We start from the raw sequence: 17,733 nt of genomic DNA on the forward strand, positions 1-17,733 counted from the left end.
GCGCGGTGCATACCGCTTTGACAATTACTTTTGGCCGCAAAAACGACCATCAAAAGCAAACAGGGGACAGTTACCTGTCCCCTGTTAAAAATCAATGTCTGATCAGAAAAATCTGCTCAGTTATCTTTGGCTTACTGTGCGACAGCTTCGCCTTCAGCCGGTGCGGCTTCTGCGCCTTCAGCCGGAGCAGCTACGTCGCCTTCAACCGGTGCAGCCGCATCTTCAGCAGGTGCTGCTGCTTCAATTGCTGCCGGATCCGGCAATGGAACCGGGTTATCGGATTTGCTGTTAAGCCATGCAATGACAGCTGCACGATCCGAGGCCTTTTTCAGGCCGCCGAAGCTCATTTTCGTGCCATCGATATAGTCACGCGGTTTGTAAAGGAACTCGTTGAGTTCCTCAAAGCCCCACGCACTGCCATGGTTGGCCATGCCATCAGAATAGGCGAAGTCGCTCTTATGGGCGAAATTCGCCCCGACGATGCCATACAGGTTCGGGCCGGTTTTATTCGGACCACCTTTTTCCACATCGTGGCAGGATGCGCATTTTTTAAAGACTTTCTCGCCATCGCCAAGGTCGGCAGATGCCAACATGGCCAGAATCGGTTCTGGACCGGCCGGCTCGCTTGGTGCCGCAGCATCAGCATTTGCACCCGCCATCAGTTCCTCGGAGAAAGGATAAACCGGTGCTTCAAGTTCATCAGGATGAACCAGTGCGCTGCCGATCTTGCCGACAACCACTACCAGAAGCACGGCGCAAATCACTCCGGCTACGATCTTGTTGATTTCCATCGTGTTCATGACGGGACCCCGTTACAGCCTAATCACTCTCAGGTTTCTCATTTTTAGGGCCTGAACCCTAAATTTTCACTCAGTTTACCCATAGGCCCCCCTGGCAATCCTCGTAAATGAGAAACACACTTGTAACCGCAGGCAAAACTGTTCGGTCGGAAACTATACGTTTCAGCGATTTGCATCAACCTTTCTTAAACACCAAGGCGAAAGCGGATGCTCTTGAACTTTAGTCTAGGTATATAAATCCTGCCCTTTGTCGTGTTCTAGGGTTCAAACTCATTCACATAATCGCCCCGGTCTCCCGGATTTGTGCGGATACGCGAAGCAAAACCGCAGGAAGATATACATCTTTCAAGGTTTTGCGCCAAAGTAGCCCGTGCAAATCCGGGTGATCCGAAGGACAACTGATATAAGAGAAAACTCTGCGTCAAATTCCTTGACCGGGGATCACCCCGCTCTGCGGACTTTTCCTAGTGTTTTCTCTTATATCAGTTGCCGGGGCGGTCATGTGAATGAGTTTGGACCCTAAAACCGATTCCGCCTTTCGCCATTCGCCAAAAACCGGCTAATGTCGCGCAAAATCATGCCTGTTGTTTTGCCATTGGCCGTTTGGGTCATGCTTTGCGCAAGATCAAATACAGGTAATTTGAGCCTGACCGGAGTTTTAAAATGTCGACGCCGCGCAATCCTGTTGTTGTAATTCCCGCTCGTATGGCCTCAACCCGCCTGCCGAACAAGCCATTGGCCGATATTTGCGGCGTGCCAATGATCGTTCAGGTCTGGCGTCGTGCGCTTGAAGCAAAAATCGGCCCGGTTCTGGTGGCCTGCGCCGAACAGGAAATCGCCGATGTCGTGACCGCGGCGGGGGGCATTGCGGTTCTGACCGATCCTGATTTGCCCAGCGGATCGGATCGGGTGCATCAGGCCCTGCAAACCTTTGACCCCGAAGGCAAATACGATGCGGTGGTCAATGTGCAGGGGGATTTGCCGACCATTGATGCCGCCGACATCCGTGCGGTGTTTGAACCGCTCAGCGACCCGTTGGTCGATATCGCAACACTGGCGGCCGAAATCACGCGCGCCGAAGAACGCGACAATCCCAATGTGGTCAAGGCCGTTGCCGCCTTTGGCAATGGCCGTGTGGCACGCGCGCTTTATTTCACCCGCGCAACAGCCCCGCATGGCGACGGGCCGCTATATCATCACATCGGTCTTTATACCTACCGGCGCGCTGCCCTTGATCGCTTTGTGGCCCTGCCACCGGCCGAACTGGAACAACGTGAAAAGCTTGAACAGTTGCGCGCCCTTGAAAACGGCATGGTGATTGCGGTGGCATTGGTCGATGGTGTGCCACTGGGTGTTGATACCGCCGAAGACCTTGAACGCGCCCGGCTTGTCTTGGGCGCGTAATTAGGGTTTTCTATGCCAAATCCTAAAAAACTGTCGCTAAAACACTTTTGACTTATCAGGAAACAGCCATATGACTGCCCAACAAAGGATCGCTTTTCAGGGAATGCACGGTGCCTATTCGGATCAGGCCGCCCGTCGTGCGTTTCCCGGTGCCATAACAGTACCGTGTCGGACCTTTGAAGGCGCCTTTAGTGCATTGGAAGAAGGCGATGTTGATCTGGCCGTGATCCCGATTGACAACACCCTTGCCGGACGTGTGGCCGATGTTCACCATATTCTGCCCGAATCGGGTGTGCATATCATTGGTGAAACCTTCCTTCGGATTAACCACGCACTGGTCGCTGTGCCCGGTACCAAGATCGAAGACATCAAGGAAATCCACAGCCACGTTCACGCCCTTGGCCAATGCCGCAAACTGCGCAAGGAACTGGGTGTCCATACGGTTGTCGGTCCCGATACGGCTGGCTGCGCCAAAGAAGTCGCTGATCGCGGTGATAAATCAATTGCCGCCATCGCACCGGTCCTGGCCGCCGAGATTTATGGTCTTGATATCTTGCGCACCGAAGTCGAAGACGCCGCGCACAACACCACCCGCTTTATCATTCTGGCCCGCGATCCGCTGAATATTGCCAATGACGGAACGCCGGTCGTGACAAGCTTTGTCTTCCGTGTGCGCAACGTCGCAGCCGCCCTGTATAAGGCGCTGGGCGGTTTTGCCACCAATGGCATCAACATGACCAAGCTTGAAAGCTATATGGTCGAAGGCCATTTCACCGCGACCCAGTTCTTTGCCGAGGTCGAAGCACACCCCGAACAGCTCGGCCTGCGCCACGCGCTCGAAGAATTGCAATTCTTCTCCCACGAAGTCCGCATTCTCGGGGTTTACCCGGCACATTCCTTCCGCCGCGAAAATGATCTTCCGGCGGAATAACCTTTGGCCGATATCCAAACGCAACAAGGGTCGGACATTTTGATGTCCGGCCCTTGTTTGTTACAAAGCGGTTCCATCCCTTTCGACCCTGATCGTCATTCCCGCGAAGGCCGGAATACATCTTTATTTCAATGAGTTATCGGTTCCAGACCTACGCTTGTCTCTGACCAAAAGGGTGATTTGTCCAACCGGTGCTGAAGCCGGACAACACCATTATGCAGGTAAATACCTGCTCTTGACATGCAGTATTTTACCTGCATAATGTGCTCTTATACAGACTGAGCGAGAACGATGGATACTGACAAGGTTTTCAAAGCACTGAGCGACCCGACACGCAGGAAGCTGCTTGATCGTCTTTATGAGAAGAACGGGCAAACGCTCGGCCAGCTTTGCGAAAATCTCGATATGGCCCGGCAATCCGCCACCCAACATCTCGGGATACTGGAAGAGGCCAGTCTGGTGAGCACAGTCAGGCGGGGGCGGGAAAAGCTGCATTTCATTAACCCTGTGCCGCTGCACGAGGTCTACGAGCGGTGGGTGCGGAAGTATGAAGTGCAGCGGCTCAGCCTGCTGCACGATTTGAAAAAGGAACTCGAGGGAGAATGACCATGACCAAAGAGGCGACCAGCTTTGTTTACGTGACCTATATTGCCTCGACACCCGAGAAAGTGTTCGAAGCCATCAGCAATCCGGAGATCACACGGCGCTACTGGGGCCATGAGAATGTATCCGACTGGAAACCCGGATCGACATGGGAGCATATCCGCGCCAATGACGAGCGGACCGTTAATATTGTCGGCAAGGTTATCGAGTTCTCGCCGCCGAACCGTCTGGTCATATCCTGGGCGAGTCCCGCACGGGCCGATAATCCGGAAAGCCACAGTCGGGTGACCTTCGAAATCGAGGAATACGAAGATATGGTTCGGCTGACCGTTGCGCATGACGAACTCGAGGCGGACGGCGATATGGCGAAGGGCATCAGCAAAGGCTGGCCGGTCGTCCTCTCCAGCTTGAAATCCTATCTGGAAACCGGCTCTGGGCTCGACGTCTTCGCCAAGCCGAAAGCCGCGTGACCCGCCGGGCGTCGTCCTGAACGGCGCAATCGGAGGCTGCACTCACATCCACAGTCAACGGAGCGAATGTAATGAGCAAGGCGAAAGATTACACCGGCGGATGCGCGTGTGGCGCCATCCGTTTTGAAACGAGCAGCGAACCCGTCTTCGAGAACCACTGCCAGTGCGTGCATTGCCAGAAACGAAGCGGTACAGGGCACGGGTCCTATCTGACCTTCCCGCAGCGCGCCGATGTGACAGTTATCGGCGAAGCGAAAACCTGGCGGGTAACGGCCGATAGTGGGAACGAAAAGATTCACGCCTTCTGTCCGACCTGCGGAACGCCGGTCTACCTGACATTCGCGGCAATGCCGGATTTGATCGTGATCCACGCGGCAAGCCTTGACGACCCTGGTCAGTTTAATCCGCAGGTGGTCACCTACGGCATCTGCGGTCATGTCTGGGATACGATTGATTCCTCGTTGCAGAAATTCGAGCGAATGCCCGGATAAACCGGCCAGTGAAACAACATCGCTGCAACTTCCGGCTTCGTCTGAGAGCCGTTGGTATAAGGGCCGGTCCTGATGGGGGCCGGCCCTTATTTATTGATATGCTGTCGAAATGATCAGCTTTCCGACTGTTTGATCAGATCACCGGAGAATCGCGCAATGATCTGGGTAAGTTCGCTCGAACGGCTTGAAAGCTCTTCGGATGCCGATTTCAGTTCGGCGGCATCTTTGGTCGTGCCTTGCGCGTTCTTCATGGTTTCATCGATGCTATAGGAAATCTGTTTCACGCCATCCGCACTGCGGTTTGCGTTGCCTGAAATTTCCTGTGTCGCGGCACCCTGTTCCTCAATCGCGGCGGCAATCGCGGTCGAAGCCCCCCTAACCTGTTCGATGGTTTCCGAAACCCGCGAAATCCCGGTAACAGCCCGTTCAGTACCATCAACGATGTCGTTGATCTGGGCTGCGATCTCGTCCGTTGCCTTTGCGGTCTGGGTCGCAAGGTTTTTGACCTCGTTTGCGACCACGGCAAAACCTTTACCGGCTTCACCGGCCCGCGCCGCCTCGATGGTCGCGTTCAGGGCCAAAAGGTTGGTCTGACCGGCAATGTCATTGATCAGGCCAATGATTTCTTTGATCTTTTCGACCGTGTTGGACAAACCGGCAACGTCGTTTGACGCACTCTGGCTTTCATCGGTTGCGCGTTCAACCGTGTTCGACATCTGGGAAATCTGCATGTTGATTTCCGTGATCGAAGATGAAAGTTCCTCGGTCGCGGCTGCAACCGCATCGACATTCTGCGACACTTCACCTGCGGCTGATGCGACCTGTTGGCTTTGTCCCAAAATGCCGTCGGCGTTGTGCGCCATGCTGTTGGCAAGGTCGCCACTGCGTTGAACCGAACGATCAACCGCACCGGCAATGCCGCCAACCTCGCTTTTGAGTTTTTCGGCAATGGACCGGATATTCGCGCGGCGTTCCTGTTCGCTTTTCTGTTTCTGGCTGGCCGCATCGGATTCAAGCTGCTGGGCTTGTGCCGACTTGTCGCGCAGGGCAAGAACGCCCGCCCCCATATCGCCGATTTCAATGAAACGCGACTCGGTTTCGACCGGGGCCTTGTAATCGCCATCGGCAATGGTGCGAATGCTGCTGTTCAGGCCAACGATGCTTTGCGTGATCCGGGTGCCGACGATCCATGACAAAATACCGGCAATCGCGATGGCAATGATCGAAATGATCGCGATGTTTTGCATGACACTGACAAATTCGGACTCGACGTCATCCATATAAACGCCCGCACCAAGCGCCCAGTTCCATTCCTTGATCGGGCGCACATAGGCGGCCTTTTCAATCAGCCGGTCGCCTTCACCGGGTTTCTTGGTTTCATAGGTAATGATCCCGCCACCGGCCTTGGCCGTATCGACGATCATGTTTCGAACCTTGCTGTCCGGATTACATTTGCCGACATCTTCCGGGCTTAACGGGTCCAGCACCATGCAATGGCTGTAATCGGACGCATAGATATAGTTTTCGCCATCAAAGCGATATGCATTCAGAATGCCAAGGGCGGCGGCCTTGGCATCAGACTCGCTCATCTCGCCGGATTTCGCTTTGGCAACATAGGTGTCAACGATGGTGACAGCACCCTCGGTCAGATGCGAAATCTGCTCGAACTTTCCGTTTCGCAGGCTGGTTTGATAATTGAGTGCGACGGTGAAAATAATCGCAAGCAGCGTAAGTAGGCAAATCGCCGGGATCGAAAAAATCCCCGTCACAACACGAAATCGCATGTCCATTCCCTTGCTAAACAACTGTCGTACATGGATTATTAGCCATCAAATGTGTACGGAATAGTTAAAGATTAAACATATATTGGGCTTCAAATGCGTTTTTGCATGGCTGACCGGCGCGGGCTTTGATTGACATTGTTTCGAAGGCCCTGTATCACCCGGCTCATTCCTTCGCTTGCAAAGACAGAATCAGCTGTCAGGAACTGTATCAAAGGCGAGGAGGGTGGTTGCAGCGTGATGACGTTGTGACCTCACATCATTTGCCTCTCTTGCAGGGTCCGACGCAGTGGCTTCTTTGCCGCGTTACCGGTCATGACTGCGTATGAGCAGGCACAACAGGCGTTAACATGTCGCCGACCGGATAACGAAGGACTTTCCTTTATGACGAATTTTGAAGGGCTCAACCTCATCGAGCCCCTGCTGCGCAATGTTGAAGCTTCTGGTTTCTCGGCGCCGACTGAAATCCAGGCCGCCACGATTCCAGCACTTCTCGAAGGGCGTGACCTTATGGGTATCTCCCATACGGGTGGCGGTAAAACCGCTGCATTCTGCCTGCCATTGCTGCAGCGTCTTGCTGAAAATCCGCAGCGTCCAAAACCGGGTCAGCCGCGCGCAGTCATTCTTGCGCCGACCCGCGAACTGGCAACCCAGATTGGCCAGTGCCTGCGTGATTTCAAAAAAGGCATCCGCCTTTTCTCATCTGTTGTTTTTGGTGGCTCCCCGATGGGCCCGCAGATTCAGGAACTTCGCCGTGGCGTTGATATCCTGGTTGCGACCCCGGGTCGTCTGCTTGACCATATGTCGCGTAATACGATTCGTTTCGACGATGTCGAAGTCTTCATCCTTGATGAAGCCGACCGTATGCTTGACATGGGCTTCTCCGAAGACGTTCTGACCGTTGCAGAACAGCTGCCGCACAAACATCAGACCGTGATGTTCTCGGCAACCATGCCTGCAGAAGTCAAACATCTGACCGACCGCCTTCTGCGCGATCCGGTTAAAGTTGAAACCGCACCGCAGTCCAGCGTGACCGAGCGTGTGACCCAGATCGGTATGTTCGTGAAACGTCACGACAAAACCAAACTTCTGGTTCAGATCCTCAAACGTGATGACACCGAACGCGTTCTGGTCTTCACCAAAACCAAAGCAGATGCTGATGAACTTTCGTTCCAGCTCCGCGATGAAGGCATTGATAGCGATGCGATCCATGGTGACAAGCAGCAGCGCATTCGTCAGAAAATCCTGCGGAACTTCCGTAATGGCCAGTTCCCGGTTCTGATTGCAACCGATGTTGCCGCCCGTGGTATCGACGTTCCGGGTATTACCCACGTTGTGAACTACGATCTTCCGCAAGATTCCGAAAGCTATGTTCACCGTATCGGTCGTACCGGTCGTGGTTCTGCCGAAGGTACAGCGATTTCGTTCTGTGAGCCGCGCGACATTCGCCTGCTTCGCAACATTGAACGCCTGATCAAACAGGACGTTGCAATCGACGAAAACCATGAATTCCATGCAACTCCTCCGGCACGTTCAAGTGGCGGCGGCGGCGGTGGTCGTGATGGCGGTCGTGGCCGTGGTGGCTTCGGCGGTGGTCGTGGCTTCGGCGGCGGTGGCGGTCGTGACGGTGGTCGCGGTGGCTTTGGCGGCGGTCGCGATGGCGGTCGTGGTCGTGGCGGCTTCGGCGGCGGTCGTGATGGTGGCCGCGATGGTGCCCGTGACGGCGCTCGTGGTGGCTTTGCCGGCGGTCGTGATGCCGGTCGTGGCGAAGGCGAACGCGCAGCTCGTGGTTTCGGCGGCCGTGATGGCGGTCGTGACGGTGCGCCTCGCGAAGGTGCCCGTGATGGTGCACGTCGTGATTTTGGTGATCGTCCGCGTCGTGATGGCGGTGATTTCCGCGCTGATCGCAAACCGCGTTTCGACAATGATGACCGCGCTCCGCGTGGGGATCGTGAAGATCGCAATGGCGGTCGCGGTGGTAACTTCCGCCCGCGTGGCGAAGGTGGCCAGCGTGATGGCGCACAGCGTGATGCCGGTGCCGGTCGTGATGGTGGTGCAGGTCGCTTTGCTGACAAGCCACGTGGCGAACGTGCTGGTGCAGGTGGTCGTGGCGGTAACTTCCGCGGCCGTGATGGCGCGGGTGCCGGTGCACGTGAAGGCGGCGCACGTCGTGACTTTGGCGACCGTCCAAACCGTTCTTCCGAAGGACGTGGCGGTGCCCAGGGCATGAAACGTCGCTCTGCATAATCGCTTTCGCGATCAAAGATTTTCAAAGGATCGGCTGGAAACAGCCGGTCTTTTTTTTGTTTAGGGTTTGAAACGGTTATACACAGACTCAAAAAGTAGGTTGTTCCTATTCTTTGGGGTGAATTTCTCGTAGGATGACCCCACATATAGCTAGCAACATTTAGTGTGCGATATCGACCATAGGCTATAGACGGAAAGCGAGTATTCCGAATGAAGTCAGGGATCGTGCCCCTTGGGATGACCTTGGGGATCATGGCCAGTTTTGCGTTTGGCGCGAATATGGCATCCGCCACAGACGGCGTGGAAGACTTTGTCATGGCTGCTGATGGCAGCCGCGACTGCACCCATCTTGTTGCCTCGGGCAATCCCGATTATCCGCCGTATTTATGGATATCAAAAGACGGCCAAACCCTTGAAGGGGCGGCGACGCAATTCATCAAACGTGTTGGCGAACTTTCAGGTGTCGATATCAGGGTGGTTCATTCGGGCAGTTGGGGCCGTGTGCAACAGCATATGCGCGACGGCACGATTGATCTGATTGCCGGTGCGTTTCTGACCGTGCCGCGTCTCGACTATATGGATTATTTCTATCCGGCGTTTCAGGGCACGCGCACCGTGATCTGGACGCGCGACAATCTTGATCTTAACTATCGGCAATGGTCGGATCTGGTCGGGGTTGAAGGCCTGACCGTGATCAATAACAGTTTCGGGCAAAACTTTGATACCTATGCCCGTGAAAACCTGACCATCCGCGAAGTGCCCAGCCTTGAACAGGGGCTGAGAATGCTGGCCCTTAATCGTGGTGAATACCTGATTTACGAAGAATTCCCCGGCAAGGCCTTTGCTGCCCGCGAAAACATCCAGAACATCCGAAGCTACCCCATCCCGGTCAGCACGGAAAATCTGTATCTGACCATGTCGCACCAATCAGCCTGTAATACGGGTGCGCTGCGCGGGCGCATTGCAAAAGCCGTGTTTAAGCTGGTTTCTGAGGGTGTCATGAGCGAATTGCTTGAAGCAGGCATCCGCGACTGGGGCGAAACCACCAATTAGGGGGCTGAGTCAGCAACGCGTGGGAGGAAGCCACCAACGGGCAGACTGATCCCTTAAATCAGGTGCCGACCGATCAACCAGCGGACCGCGGCGGGCACTCTCAGGCAGCCAACCGGCCTGCGGACTAAGACGGGCAACGCATGGACCGATCCAAGCAGCCCGCGGACTGAGGCGCGCGACTCTCAGACGGTCCAGTCAATCGGCGGGCTGAAACCCTGAAAACAGTCACTTGGTCGTGTATCTTTCCGATGGCCAAGGCCGCTGATACGCCGCCAATTTCATCCTGTTTTGGAAATCTGCGCGCATGTTCTGGCCGGGGTGTTTCGGTGGCGTATATAAAGTGGTAGAGCTCTGCTGATTTAATTTGACGTTAACGTTAACGTCAACTACAAGGGAGTCGCGTCATATCCCGGTATGTCCCGCAACGGGCATGCCGCTTTAATGTCAGGACCGCGACATGGCTCAATTTGAACCCGAAAACCCCGATTTTGATGCCGAAGTGCGACGTCGCTTCACGCAGCAGCCCTATAATCTGTCAATCGGGGCCAGCATTGCCGATGTCAAACCGGGCCGGGTCGAAGTTGTTGTGCCAACCCGTTCTGATCTGGTTCAGCATAATGGTTACTTCCATGGCGGCCTGATCGCGGGTCTTGCCGATATCGCCGGTGGATTTGCCGGCTGGAGTCTGGTCGCACCTGATCAGGGGATGCTGACGATTGAATATAAACTCAACATCGTCGCCCCCGGACAAGGGGATCAATTGCGCGGTGTTGGCGAGGTCATTTCACGCGGGCGTTCAATCATTGTCACCCGCATCGATGTTATTAGTATGAGGAATGAAAATCCGGTTTTATGCGCAACCGCTCTTCAGACGCTTAAAGTGATGAAGCTGCCACCGGAATTATTAAACAAAACCGCATAATCCGACTTATTTGTCACTTTTCTTGAATAATAAAATTCGCCCGAAACACGCAACGCAGGCAGGAAAAACACCATGGCATTTTTCGAATTTCCCGGATTGAAATTTGATCTCGGCGAGACCGCAAACGCGATCCGCGAAACCGTTTCTTCCTTTGCCGAGGCGGAAATTGCCCCGCGTGCTGCCGAGATCGATGAAAAGAACGAATTCCCCAACGATCTATGGCGCAAATTCGGCGATCTTGGCCTTCTGGGCATGACCGTTTCCGAAGAAGATGGCGGGACCGGACTTGGCTATCTTGAACATGTCATTGCCATGGAAGAAATCAGCCGTGCATCAGCATCTGTTGCCCTGTCTTATGGTGCGCATTCCAACCTGTGTGTCAATCAGCTCAAACGCAACGCCACAGCCGAACAGAAGGCAAAATACCTGCCCAAACTGATCAGCGGCGAACATATCGGCGCCCTTGCCATGAGCGAACCGGGGGCAGGATCGGACGTGGTTTCGATGAAGCTTCGTGCCGAGAAAAAAGGTGATCGTTACATCCTCAATGGCAATAAAATGTGGATCACCAACGGCCCGGATGCCGACACATTGGTGGTCTATGCCAAAACCGATCTGAATGCCGGGGCCAAGGGGATTACGGCCTTTATCATTGAAAAGACGTTCAAGGGATTCTCGACCGCGCAGAAGCTGGATAAGCTTGGCATGCGCGGCTCAAACACCTGTGAGCTGGTGTTTGTCGATTGCGAAGTTCCCGAAGAAAACATTCTGGGTCAGTTGCATGGCGGGGTCCGCGTTCTCATGAGCGGCCTTGACTATGAGCGTGCCGTTCTCGCCGCTGGTCCAACCGGCATCATGCGGGCCTGCATGGATGTGGTTGTGCCCTATATTCATGAACGAAAACAGTTCGGTAAGGCAATTGGCGAGTTCCAGCTGATGCAGGGCAAAATCGCTGATATGTACACCACGATGAATGCGTGTCGCGCCTATGTCTATGAAGTTGCCAAGGCCTGTGATCGCGGCGAAACATCGCGCAAAGATGCGGCCGGTGTGATCCTCTATGCCGCGGAAAAGGCCACATGGATGGCGCTTGAAGCCATTCAGACGCTGGGTGGAAACGGCTATATCAACGAATACCCGACCGGGCGTTTGCTGCGCGATGCCAAGCTTTATGAAATTGGTGCGGGCACCAGCGAAATCCGCCGCATGCTGATTGGCCGCGAGCTGTTTGGCGAAACCGCCTGATCGCGAAACCGCCCTTAAAGAATGCCCTTAAAGACTGACAGGACAAATACCATGAACACGTCTGATCCCATCGTTATCGTTTCCTGTGCCCGGACCGCCATGGGCGGCCTGCAGGGTGATTTCGCCACCGTTACCGCCGCTGAACTTGGCGGTGTCGCGATCAAGGCAGCGCTCGCGCGCGGCGGTGTTTCACCCGATGACATTGATGAAGTCATCATGGGCAATGTCTTGCCGGCCGGTCAGGGTCAGGCACCTGCGCGTCAGGCGGCATGGAATGCCGGTATCCCGCGGTCTGCCGGGGCAACCACGATCAATAAAATGTGTGGTTCCGGTATGAAGGCCGTCATGTTTGCCCATGATATTCTCGCCGCCGGATCGGCTGATGTCATGGTGGTTGGCGGTATGGAAAGCATGACCAATGCGCCGTTTTTGCTGCCGAAAATGCGCAGCGGCCACAAATATGGTCATGACGTGATTTATGATCATATGGCGCTTGATGGTCTCGAAGATGCCTATGAAAAAGGCCGCTCCATGGGCACCTTTGCCGAGGCAACAGCAGAAAAATACGGCTTTACCCGCCAGGCACAGGATGACTATGCGATTACTTCGCTGACCCGCGCACAGGATGCCGCGAATGCTGGTCATTTTGCCGATGAAATTACCCCGGTGACTTATGCGACGCGTAACGGCGATGTCACCATCAATGCCGATGAACAGCCACCAAAAGCCAAACCTGAAAAAATCCCAACCCTGCGTCCGGCCTTTGCCAAGGACGGCACGGTCACGGCCGCCCATTCTGCATCCATTTCCGACGGGGCTGCGGCATTGGTGATGATGCGTGCATCCGAGGCAAAAAAACGTGGTCTTAAGCCATTGGCTAAAATCGTTGGTCAGGCAACCCATGCGCAGGAACCGTGCTGGTTTACCACAGCGCCGATTGATGCCAGCAAAAAGGTTCTCGCCAAGGCCGGATGGTCGGTTGGCGATGTTGATCTTTGGGAAATTAACGAGGCCTTTGCCGTTGTTGCCATGGCCGCCATCCGTGATCTTGAACTGGATCACGGCAAGGTCAATGTCCATGGCGGTGCCTGTGCGCTGGGCCATCCGATTGGCGCAACCGGCGCGCGTTTGCTGGTGACCCTGATCCATGCGCTTAAAACCCGTGGCGGGACCAAAGGTGTCGCATCACTTTGCATTGGCGGGGGCGAAGCAACCGCTGTTGCGATTGAACTTGTGTGAACCAGTTTAAATCAGTTCCAAAAAAGCCTGTAATCAGGGCTACCAACTTATGTGAATTCGCCCTATTTTGTCGCCAGAGATAACGACCGAATAGGGGATTTCGCGCAATGTCAAAGCCAACCGTCGACCGGATGCTTGCCGGGTTCAAAAGTTTCAAGGCGATGTATTATGAACAGCGCCCTGAACGCGTCGAGGATCTGGTCAATACGGGCCAGAAGCCGGAAGTTCTTCTGATTGCCTGTTCCGATTCACGCGTTGATCCGGCCATCCTGACCAATGCCGAACCGGGCGAGATGTTTGTTGTGCGTAACGTCGCAAACCTTGTCCCGCCTTATGAGCCGGACGAAAATTATCACGGTACATCGGCGGCGATTGAATTTGCGGTGCGTGATCTTAAGGTCAAGGATATCGTGATTTTGGGGCACTCGGCCTGTGGCGGCATTTCCGCACTGGTAGAGCACGGAGAAGCGGGCAAGGTGCCGGAACGTGACTTTATTGGTGAATGGGTCAGCATGGCGAAATGCTGCTTGCACCATGGTCCGGATGTAGACAAGGTTTCGCGCCATTCGATCCGTAACTCACTTGATAATCTTATGACCTTTCCTTTCATCAAGGAACGGGTCGATGCCGGCAACCTTCACCTGCATGGGTGGTGGTACGGCATGAAAGAAGGCATTCTTTGGCAATATGACAGTGCCAAAGATGAGTTTGTTCAGGGCCTGTAAGCCCGGCTTGATGCTTGTTCTCTGATCGCATGGCCGGTGCTTCGCCCAAATTGGGAGAGGTGCCGCCATGCGGTTGGAAGAACATCAGATTATGGTGCGCGATACCGCGCGTGAGTTCGCCGAAAATGAACTCAAACCCAATGCCGCCAAATGGGACATTCACCATACCTTCCCGGCCGAAGCCATTGCCGGACTGGGCGAGCTTGGCTTTCTGGGCATGCTGGTCCCCGATAGTTATGGCGGGGCGGGCATGGATCATGTGGCTTATGCGCTGGCCCTCGAAGAAATTGCGGCCGGTGACGGGGCAACATCGACCATCATGTCGGTGCATAATTCGGTCGGTTGCATGCCGATCCTTAAATTTGGCACAGAAGACCAGAAACAAAAATTCCTTGTCCCCATGGCGCAGGGCGAAAAGATCGGTGCGTTCTGCCTGACTGAACCACAGGCCGGATCAGATGCCAGTGCGCTACGCACCCGTGCGGTGCGCGATGGTGATCACTGGATCCTGAACGGGTCCAAGCAATTCATCACATCGGGCAGTGAGGGCGATATTGCCATCGTCTTTGCCGTCACCGACCCGGATGCGGGCAAGCGCGGCATATCGGCCTTTATCGTACCAACCGACACGCCGGGCTATGTCGTGTCACGGGTTGAGGAAAAGCTTGGTCAAAACGCATCCGATACCTGCCAGATCACCTTTGTTGAATGCCGGGTGCCAGATGAAAATATGCTGGGTGAAGAAGGCCAGGGCTATAAAATCGCGCTGGCCAATCTTGAAGGTGGCCGGATCGGCATTGCCGCGCAATCGGTCGGCATGGCCCGCGCGGCGTTCGAAGCCGCCAAGGATTACGCCAATGAGCGCGAAACGTTTGGGAAAAAGATCATAGAACATCAGGCGGTGGCATTCCGCCTTGCCGATATGGCAACCAAGATCGATGCTGCGCGGCTTTTGGTGCATCGCGCGGCAGAACTGCGCGATGATCAGAAGCCGTGTCTGACCGAGGCCTGCATGGCCAAGATGTTCGCATCTGAAATCGCCGAAGAAGTCTGTTCTGCTGCCATTCAAATCCATGGCGGATACGGCTACCTCAAAGACTTCCCGGTCGAGCGCATTTACCGCGATGTGCGCGTGTGCCAGATTTACGAAGGCACATCGGACATTCAGCGGATGGTGATTGCACGGGCGCTTACCGATTGACGGCAAACGAAGAATAAAGGGGGCACGCAAAACGTGCCCCTTGTCAGAATCAAGCCGTGTCGCAATCAAAACTGATATTGCAGGCCGACCATGAACTCATGTGCCCTTAGGTCAAATCGGGCAGCCTCCAGGCTGGTCACAGTCCCCACCGAATTAATAAATTTGTCACCACCACGAGCTTCGCCCATGTCAAGGAAGCGGTAGGACATGTCGAGCGTCCAATTGTCGGAAATCGCGTACCCGAGACCAGCACCAATCTGCCAGGCCAAATCGTTATGCGTGTCGCCGGTAGTGTAGCTACCATTGTCGTTTACAAAGAACATTTTTTCCGTCTTGTTCCGCGCCAAGCCAACGCCACCTTGGACGTAGGGCGAAAAGGCACCGAGATCGACGCCAGCAAAGCTAAGTGGATCGACGTAAACGTTCATCATCGTCGTCCAGTTGCTCGTCTCTAAGGCGCCACTATTGAGTTTATTGCCTGTTTTGTTCGGGATGCCATCCGCGTCACGATAGTCATCTGCCGCGGACAGTCGGCTACCATAAGATACCGTGATGTCGGTTCGCAGATAGTCCGTGAGCTTGAGCCCGGCACCGATCTGGTAGCGCGACCCTTTATGGCTTGTCATTTCGATCGAATCGCGTTCAGTCGGGTCCAAAAATTCGGCTTTATCGTTAACCGCACTGGAATAGCCCAGATCGGCCCGCAAATAAGGCGCGAACAGCCAGTCATCTTCCGCATGTGCCGTGCTCGGCAACAAGGGGGAGAACAGAAAAGCCGGGACAAGTAAAACGCAGATCGTGCAGCAGAGACGGACCGTCGGAGATTTCATCATCGCGGGGCTCATTGATTTTGACCTGCATTATTGTGAGGTAATATTAGAAATTTAATCCACATTTTCATGGTGTTGTGGGAATAGCAACTGAAATCAATCATGGGTTGCTGTGCGGCGCAGGGCAGGACATCTGATCGGGCACGTGGTCCGGTAAGTATTCTGTTCGGGAAACAACGCTTGGCAATGCTCGCGACATGAAAACGGCGGGCAGTCGGCTTGGGCGGAGGTCACTAAGAAGGGCTCTGGCTGGGGCGTCTTGGGGGCGACGGAAACCGATCCAGAAAACGTCGTGCACGCGGCAGCGCATCGTGCAGGAATTGCTGCGGTTCACGGAGCTATAGTCCGTCAAATTCGCGGGATTTGGGTTCCGATATCAGAACATCGCGTGGGAGCGGTATTATGTCGGCATCCCACCCCGGCCAGCGTTGTCGGGCGCGTCGGAAACAATTATCCATGAAGCGTTTGTGATTGCTGTATCCGTGATAATCAAAGATCCAATCTCCGCCTGAGACAACAATGTGATTACCGGGAAGGCCATTTTTGGGATGGAACCAGATCGGGGTGAGGCTTCCAATGGCATCAAAGCGTTCGATGAACGCGTGGGCAAGGATATGACAGGCGCCACTGGCAAAGAATACGCGGTCAGGCAGGTTCCAGCGCATTACCGGGTCGCTCTTGCGATAGTTAGGGGTGCGGGGCTGATACATGCTTATGGTCCCTATCGCCCCGGTAGCAGGTCGTGTTTTTCCAAAAGTCGTCTGAATTGATGGTAGTTCAGATCAAGCGTCTTGGCGGCTTCGGTCTGGTTGTTGGCGTTTTGATGCAGGGCGTTTTCAAGCAGTTTGATTTCAAATTCCGCAACCTGTGATTTGAAATCTGTTGTGCCGGTGGGGGCAGGTTCCTCGGGTGTGCCCGATGTGATCGGCACGATGTTACGGTCGGTTTCGGTCCAGATGCCTTCGAACGGGTCGAGTACGATATGGGCAAGCGGGGCTTCGTCGTCTTCAGACAGATAAAGGCTGCGTTCAACTGCATTGCGCAACTCGCGGACATTGCCGGGCCAGGAATGGCTGAGAAGCTGGCGGGCCGCTGTTGGCGTGAATCCGGCAAAGACCTGCCGCGACAGGCGTTTGGTCATTTCGAGCGCGAACTGTTCGGCAAGCGGTAAGATATCATCAGATCTTTGGCGCAGTGGCGGCACGGCGATTACGTCAAAGGCAAGCCGGTCGAGAAGATCGGCGCGGAACTTCCCGGTTTTGGCCAGTTCGCGCAGGTTTTCATTTGTCACACCAATGACGCGGGCATCAACTTCGATCACTTCGGACCCGCCAACACGTTCAATTTCGCCATATTCGACAACGCGCAGCAGTTTTTCCTGCACCACCGGGCTGGCGGTGGCGATTTCATCGAGAATGATGGTGCCGCCATGGGCCCGTTCGAACCGGCCGATATGGCGTTTGGACGCCCCGGTAAAGGCGCCGGCTTCATGGCCGAACAGTTCGGTATCGAGCAAGGTTTCCGATAAGGCCGCGCAATTGACCTTGACCAGCGGCCCGCCCCAGCGGCGTGAGAGGTAATGCAGGCGCGATGAGATCAGCTCCTTACCCGATCCGCGTTCCCCGATCACCAGACACGGGCGTTCAATCGGTGCCAGGCGTGAAACATGCTCAAGAGCGGCCAGAAAAACGGGGTCTTCGCCCAAAATGGGTTGCAAGCTGTCCATATCGCGAAAAACGATATCGAAAATCGCGAATATTGTCGCGATAAAAGTTAATCCGTGAGGGTGTA

General features: G+C 54.8%; 17 protein-coding genes. 12 read left to right on the forward strand and 5 right to left on the reverse strand.

All coding sequences use genetic code 11. From position 1 onward, the window contains the following. Positions 1 to 131: 131 nt before the first annotated feature. Entirely contained in the window at positions 132 to 800 is a 669-nt protein-coding gene (locus RIC05_RS08075) for a c-type cytochrome (RefSeq protein ID WP_350046660.1), read from the reverse strand. 663 nt (positions 801 to 1,463) lie between these two features. Between RIC05_RS08075 and RIC05_RS08080 the strand changes: the two genes are divergently transcribed. The 5 genes from RIC05_RS08080 to RIC05_RS08100 all read left to right on the forward strand — a co-directional run bounded on the left by RIC05_RS08080 (position 1,464) and on the right by RIC05_RS08100 (position 4,699). Next, entirely contained in the window at positions 1,464 to 2,204 is a 741-nt protein-coding gene (locus RIC05_RS08080; RefSeq protein ID WP_350046661.1) for a 3-deoxy-manno-octulosonate cytidylyltransferase, read from the forward strand. A gap of 70 nt (positions 2,205 to 2,274) precedes the next feature. Continuing rightward, positions 2,275 to 3,135 (forward strand): prephenate dehydratase, encoded by an 861-nt coding sequence (locus tag RIC05_RS08085; protein ID WP_350046662.1) that lies wholly within the window; start codon positions 2,275 to 2,277, stop codon positions 3,133 to 3,135. Between the two features lie 291 nt (positions 3,136 to 3,426). Continuing rightward, the gene (locus RIC05_RS08090; RefSeq protein WP_350046663.1) at positions 3,427 to 3,741 is read left to right on the forward strand and encodes an ArsR/SmtB family transcription factor; all 315 of its coding nucleotides are present in this window, start codon (positions 3,427 to 3,429) and stop codon (positions 3,739 to 3,741) included. A gap of 2 nt (positions 3,742 to 3,743) precedes the next feature. Next, positions 3,744 to 4,208, forward strand: a complete 465-nt coding sequence (locus RIC05_RS08095; protein ID WP_350046664.1) for an SRPBCC family protein — start codon at positions 3,744 to 3,746, stop codon at positions 4,206 to 4,208. Between the two features lie 71 nt (positions 4,209 to 4,279). Continuing rightward, the gene (locus RIC05_RS08100) at positions 4,280 to 4,699 is read left to right on the forward strand and encodes a GFA family protein (RefSeq protein WP_350046665.1); all 420 of its coding nucleotides are present in this window, start codon (positions 4,280 to 4,282) and stop codon (positions 4,697 to 4,699) included. Between the two features lie 113 nt (positions 4,700 to 4,812). Here RIC05_RS08100 and RIC05_RS08105 read toward each other — a convergent pair whose 3' ends face one another. Next, positions 4,813 to 6,483, reverse strand: coding sequence for a methyl-accepting chemotaxis protein (locus RIC05_RS08105; protein WP_350046666.1), 1,671 nt, complete (start codon positions 6,481 to 6,483; stop codon positions 4,813 to 4,815). A 381-nt stretch (positions 6,484 to 6,864) separates the two neighbouring features. Here RIC05_RS08105 and RIC05_RS08110 point away from each other — a divergent pair, with 381 nt between their 5' ends. The 7 genes from RIC05_RS08110 to RIC05_RS08140 all read left to right on the forward strand — a co-directional run bounded on the left by RIC05_RS08110 (position 6,865) and on the right by RIC05_RS08140 (position 15,112). After that, a complete protein-coding gene (locus RIC05_RS08110; RefSeq protein ID WP_350046667.1) occupies positions 6,865 to 8,727 on the forward strand; it encodes a DEAD/DEAH box helicase in 1,863 nt (620 codons plus the stop codon). A 210-nt stretch (positions 8,728 to 8,937) separates the two neighbouring features. Then, complete coding sequence (locus RIC05_RS08115; protein ID WP_350046668.1) at positions 8,938 to 9,780, forward strand: substrate-binding periplasmic protein; 843 nt, start codon at positions 8,938 to 8,940, stop codon at positions 9,778 to 9,780. Positions 9,781 to 10,237: 457 nt separating this feature from the next. Beyond that, the gene (locus RIC05_RS08120; RefSeq protein ID WP_350046669.1) at positions 10,238 to 10,702 is read left to right on the forward strand and encodes a PaaI family thioesterase; all 465 of its coding nucleotides are present in this window, start codon (positions 10,238 to 10,240) and stop codon (positions 10,700 to 10,702) included. Positions 10,703 to 10,774: 72 nt separating this feature from the next. Continuing rightward, positions 10,775 to 11,947 (forward strand): isovaleryl-CoA dehydrogenase, encoded by a 1,173-nt coding sequence (locus tag RIC05_RS08125; protein WP_350046670.1) that lies wholly within the window; start codon positions 10,775 to 10,777, stop codon positions 11,945 to 11,947. Positions 11,948 to 11,998: 51 nt separating this feature from the next. Next, entirely contained in the window at positions 11,999 to 13,186 is a 1,188-nt protein-coding gene (locus RIC05_RS08130) for an acetyl-CoA C-acyltransferase (protein WP_350046671.1), read from the forward strand. A gap of 107 nt (positions 13,187 to 13,293) precedes the next feature. Continuing rightward, complete coding sequence (locus RIC05_RS08135) at positions 13,294 to 13,911, forward strand: carbonic anhydrase (protein ID WP_350046672.1); 618 nt, start codon at positions 13,294 to 13,296, stop codon at positions 13,909 to 13,911. A 67-nt stretch (positions 13,912 to 13,978) separates the two neighbouring features. After that, on the forward strand, positions 13,979 to 15,112 hold the full coding sequence (locus RIC05_RS08140; RefSeq protein WP_350046673.1) for an acyl-CoA dehydrogenase: 1,134 nt from the start codon (positions 13,979 to 13,981) through the stop codon (positions 15,110 to 15,112). 65 nt (positions 15,113 to 15,177) lie between these two features. Here the strand turns inward: RIC05_RS08140 and RIC05_RS08145 are convergent, their stop codons facing one another. The 3 genes from RIC05_RS08145 to pspF all read right to left on the reverse strand — a co-directional run bounded on the left by RIC05_RS08145 (position 15,178) and on the right by pspF (position 17,668). After that, positions 15,178 to 15,957, reverse strand: a complete 780-nt coding sequence (locus RIC05_RS08145) for an outer membrane protein (protein WP_350046674.1) — start codon at positions 15,955 to 15,957, stop codon at positions 15,178 to 15,180. Between the two features lie 323 nt (positions 15,958 to 16,280). Beyond that, complete coding sequence (locus tag RIC05_RS08150) at positions 16,281 to 16,652, reverse strand: hypothetical protein (RefSeq protein ID WP_350046675.1); 372 nt, start codon at positions 16,650 to 16,652, stop codon at positions 16,281 to 16,283. A gap of 11 nt (positions 16,653 to 16,663) precedes the next feature. Continuing rightward, positions 16,664 to 17,668 (reverse strand): phage shock protein operon transcriptional activator, encoded by a 1,005-nt coding sequence (gene pspF, locus RIC05_RS08155; RefSeq protein ID WP_350046676.1) that lies wholly within the window; start codon positions 17,666 to 17,668, stop codon positions 16,664 to 16,666. Between the last annotated feature and the right edge of the window lie 65 nt (positions 17,669 to 17,733).

The sequence above is a fragment of the Thalassospira sp. genome, assembly GCF_040218635.1.
GTDB lineage: Bacteria > Pseudomonadota > Alphaproteobacteria > Rhodospirillales > Thalassospiraceae > Thalassospira.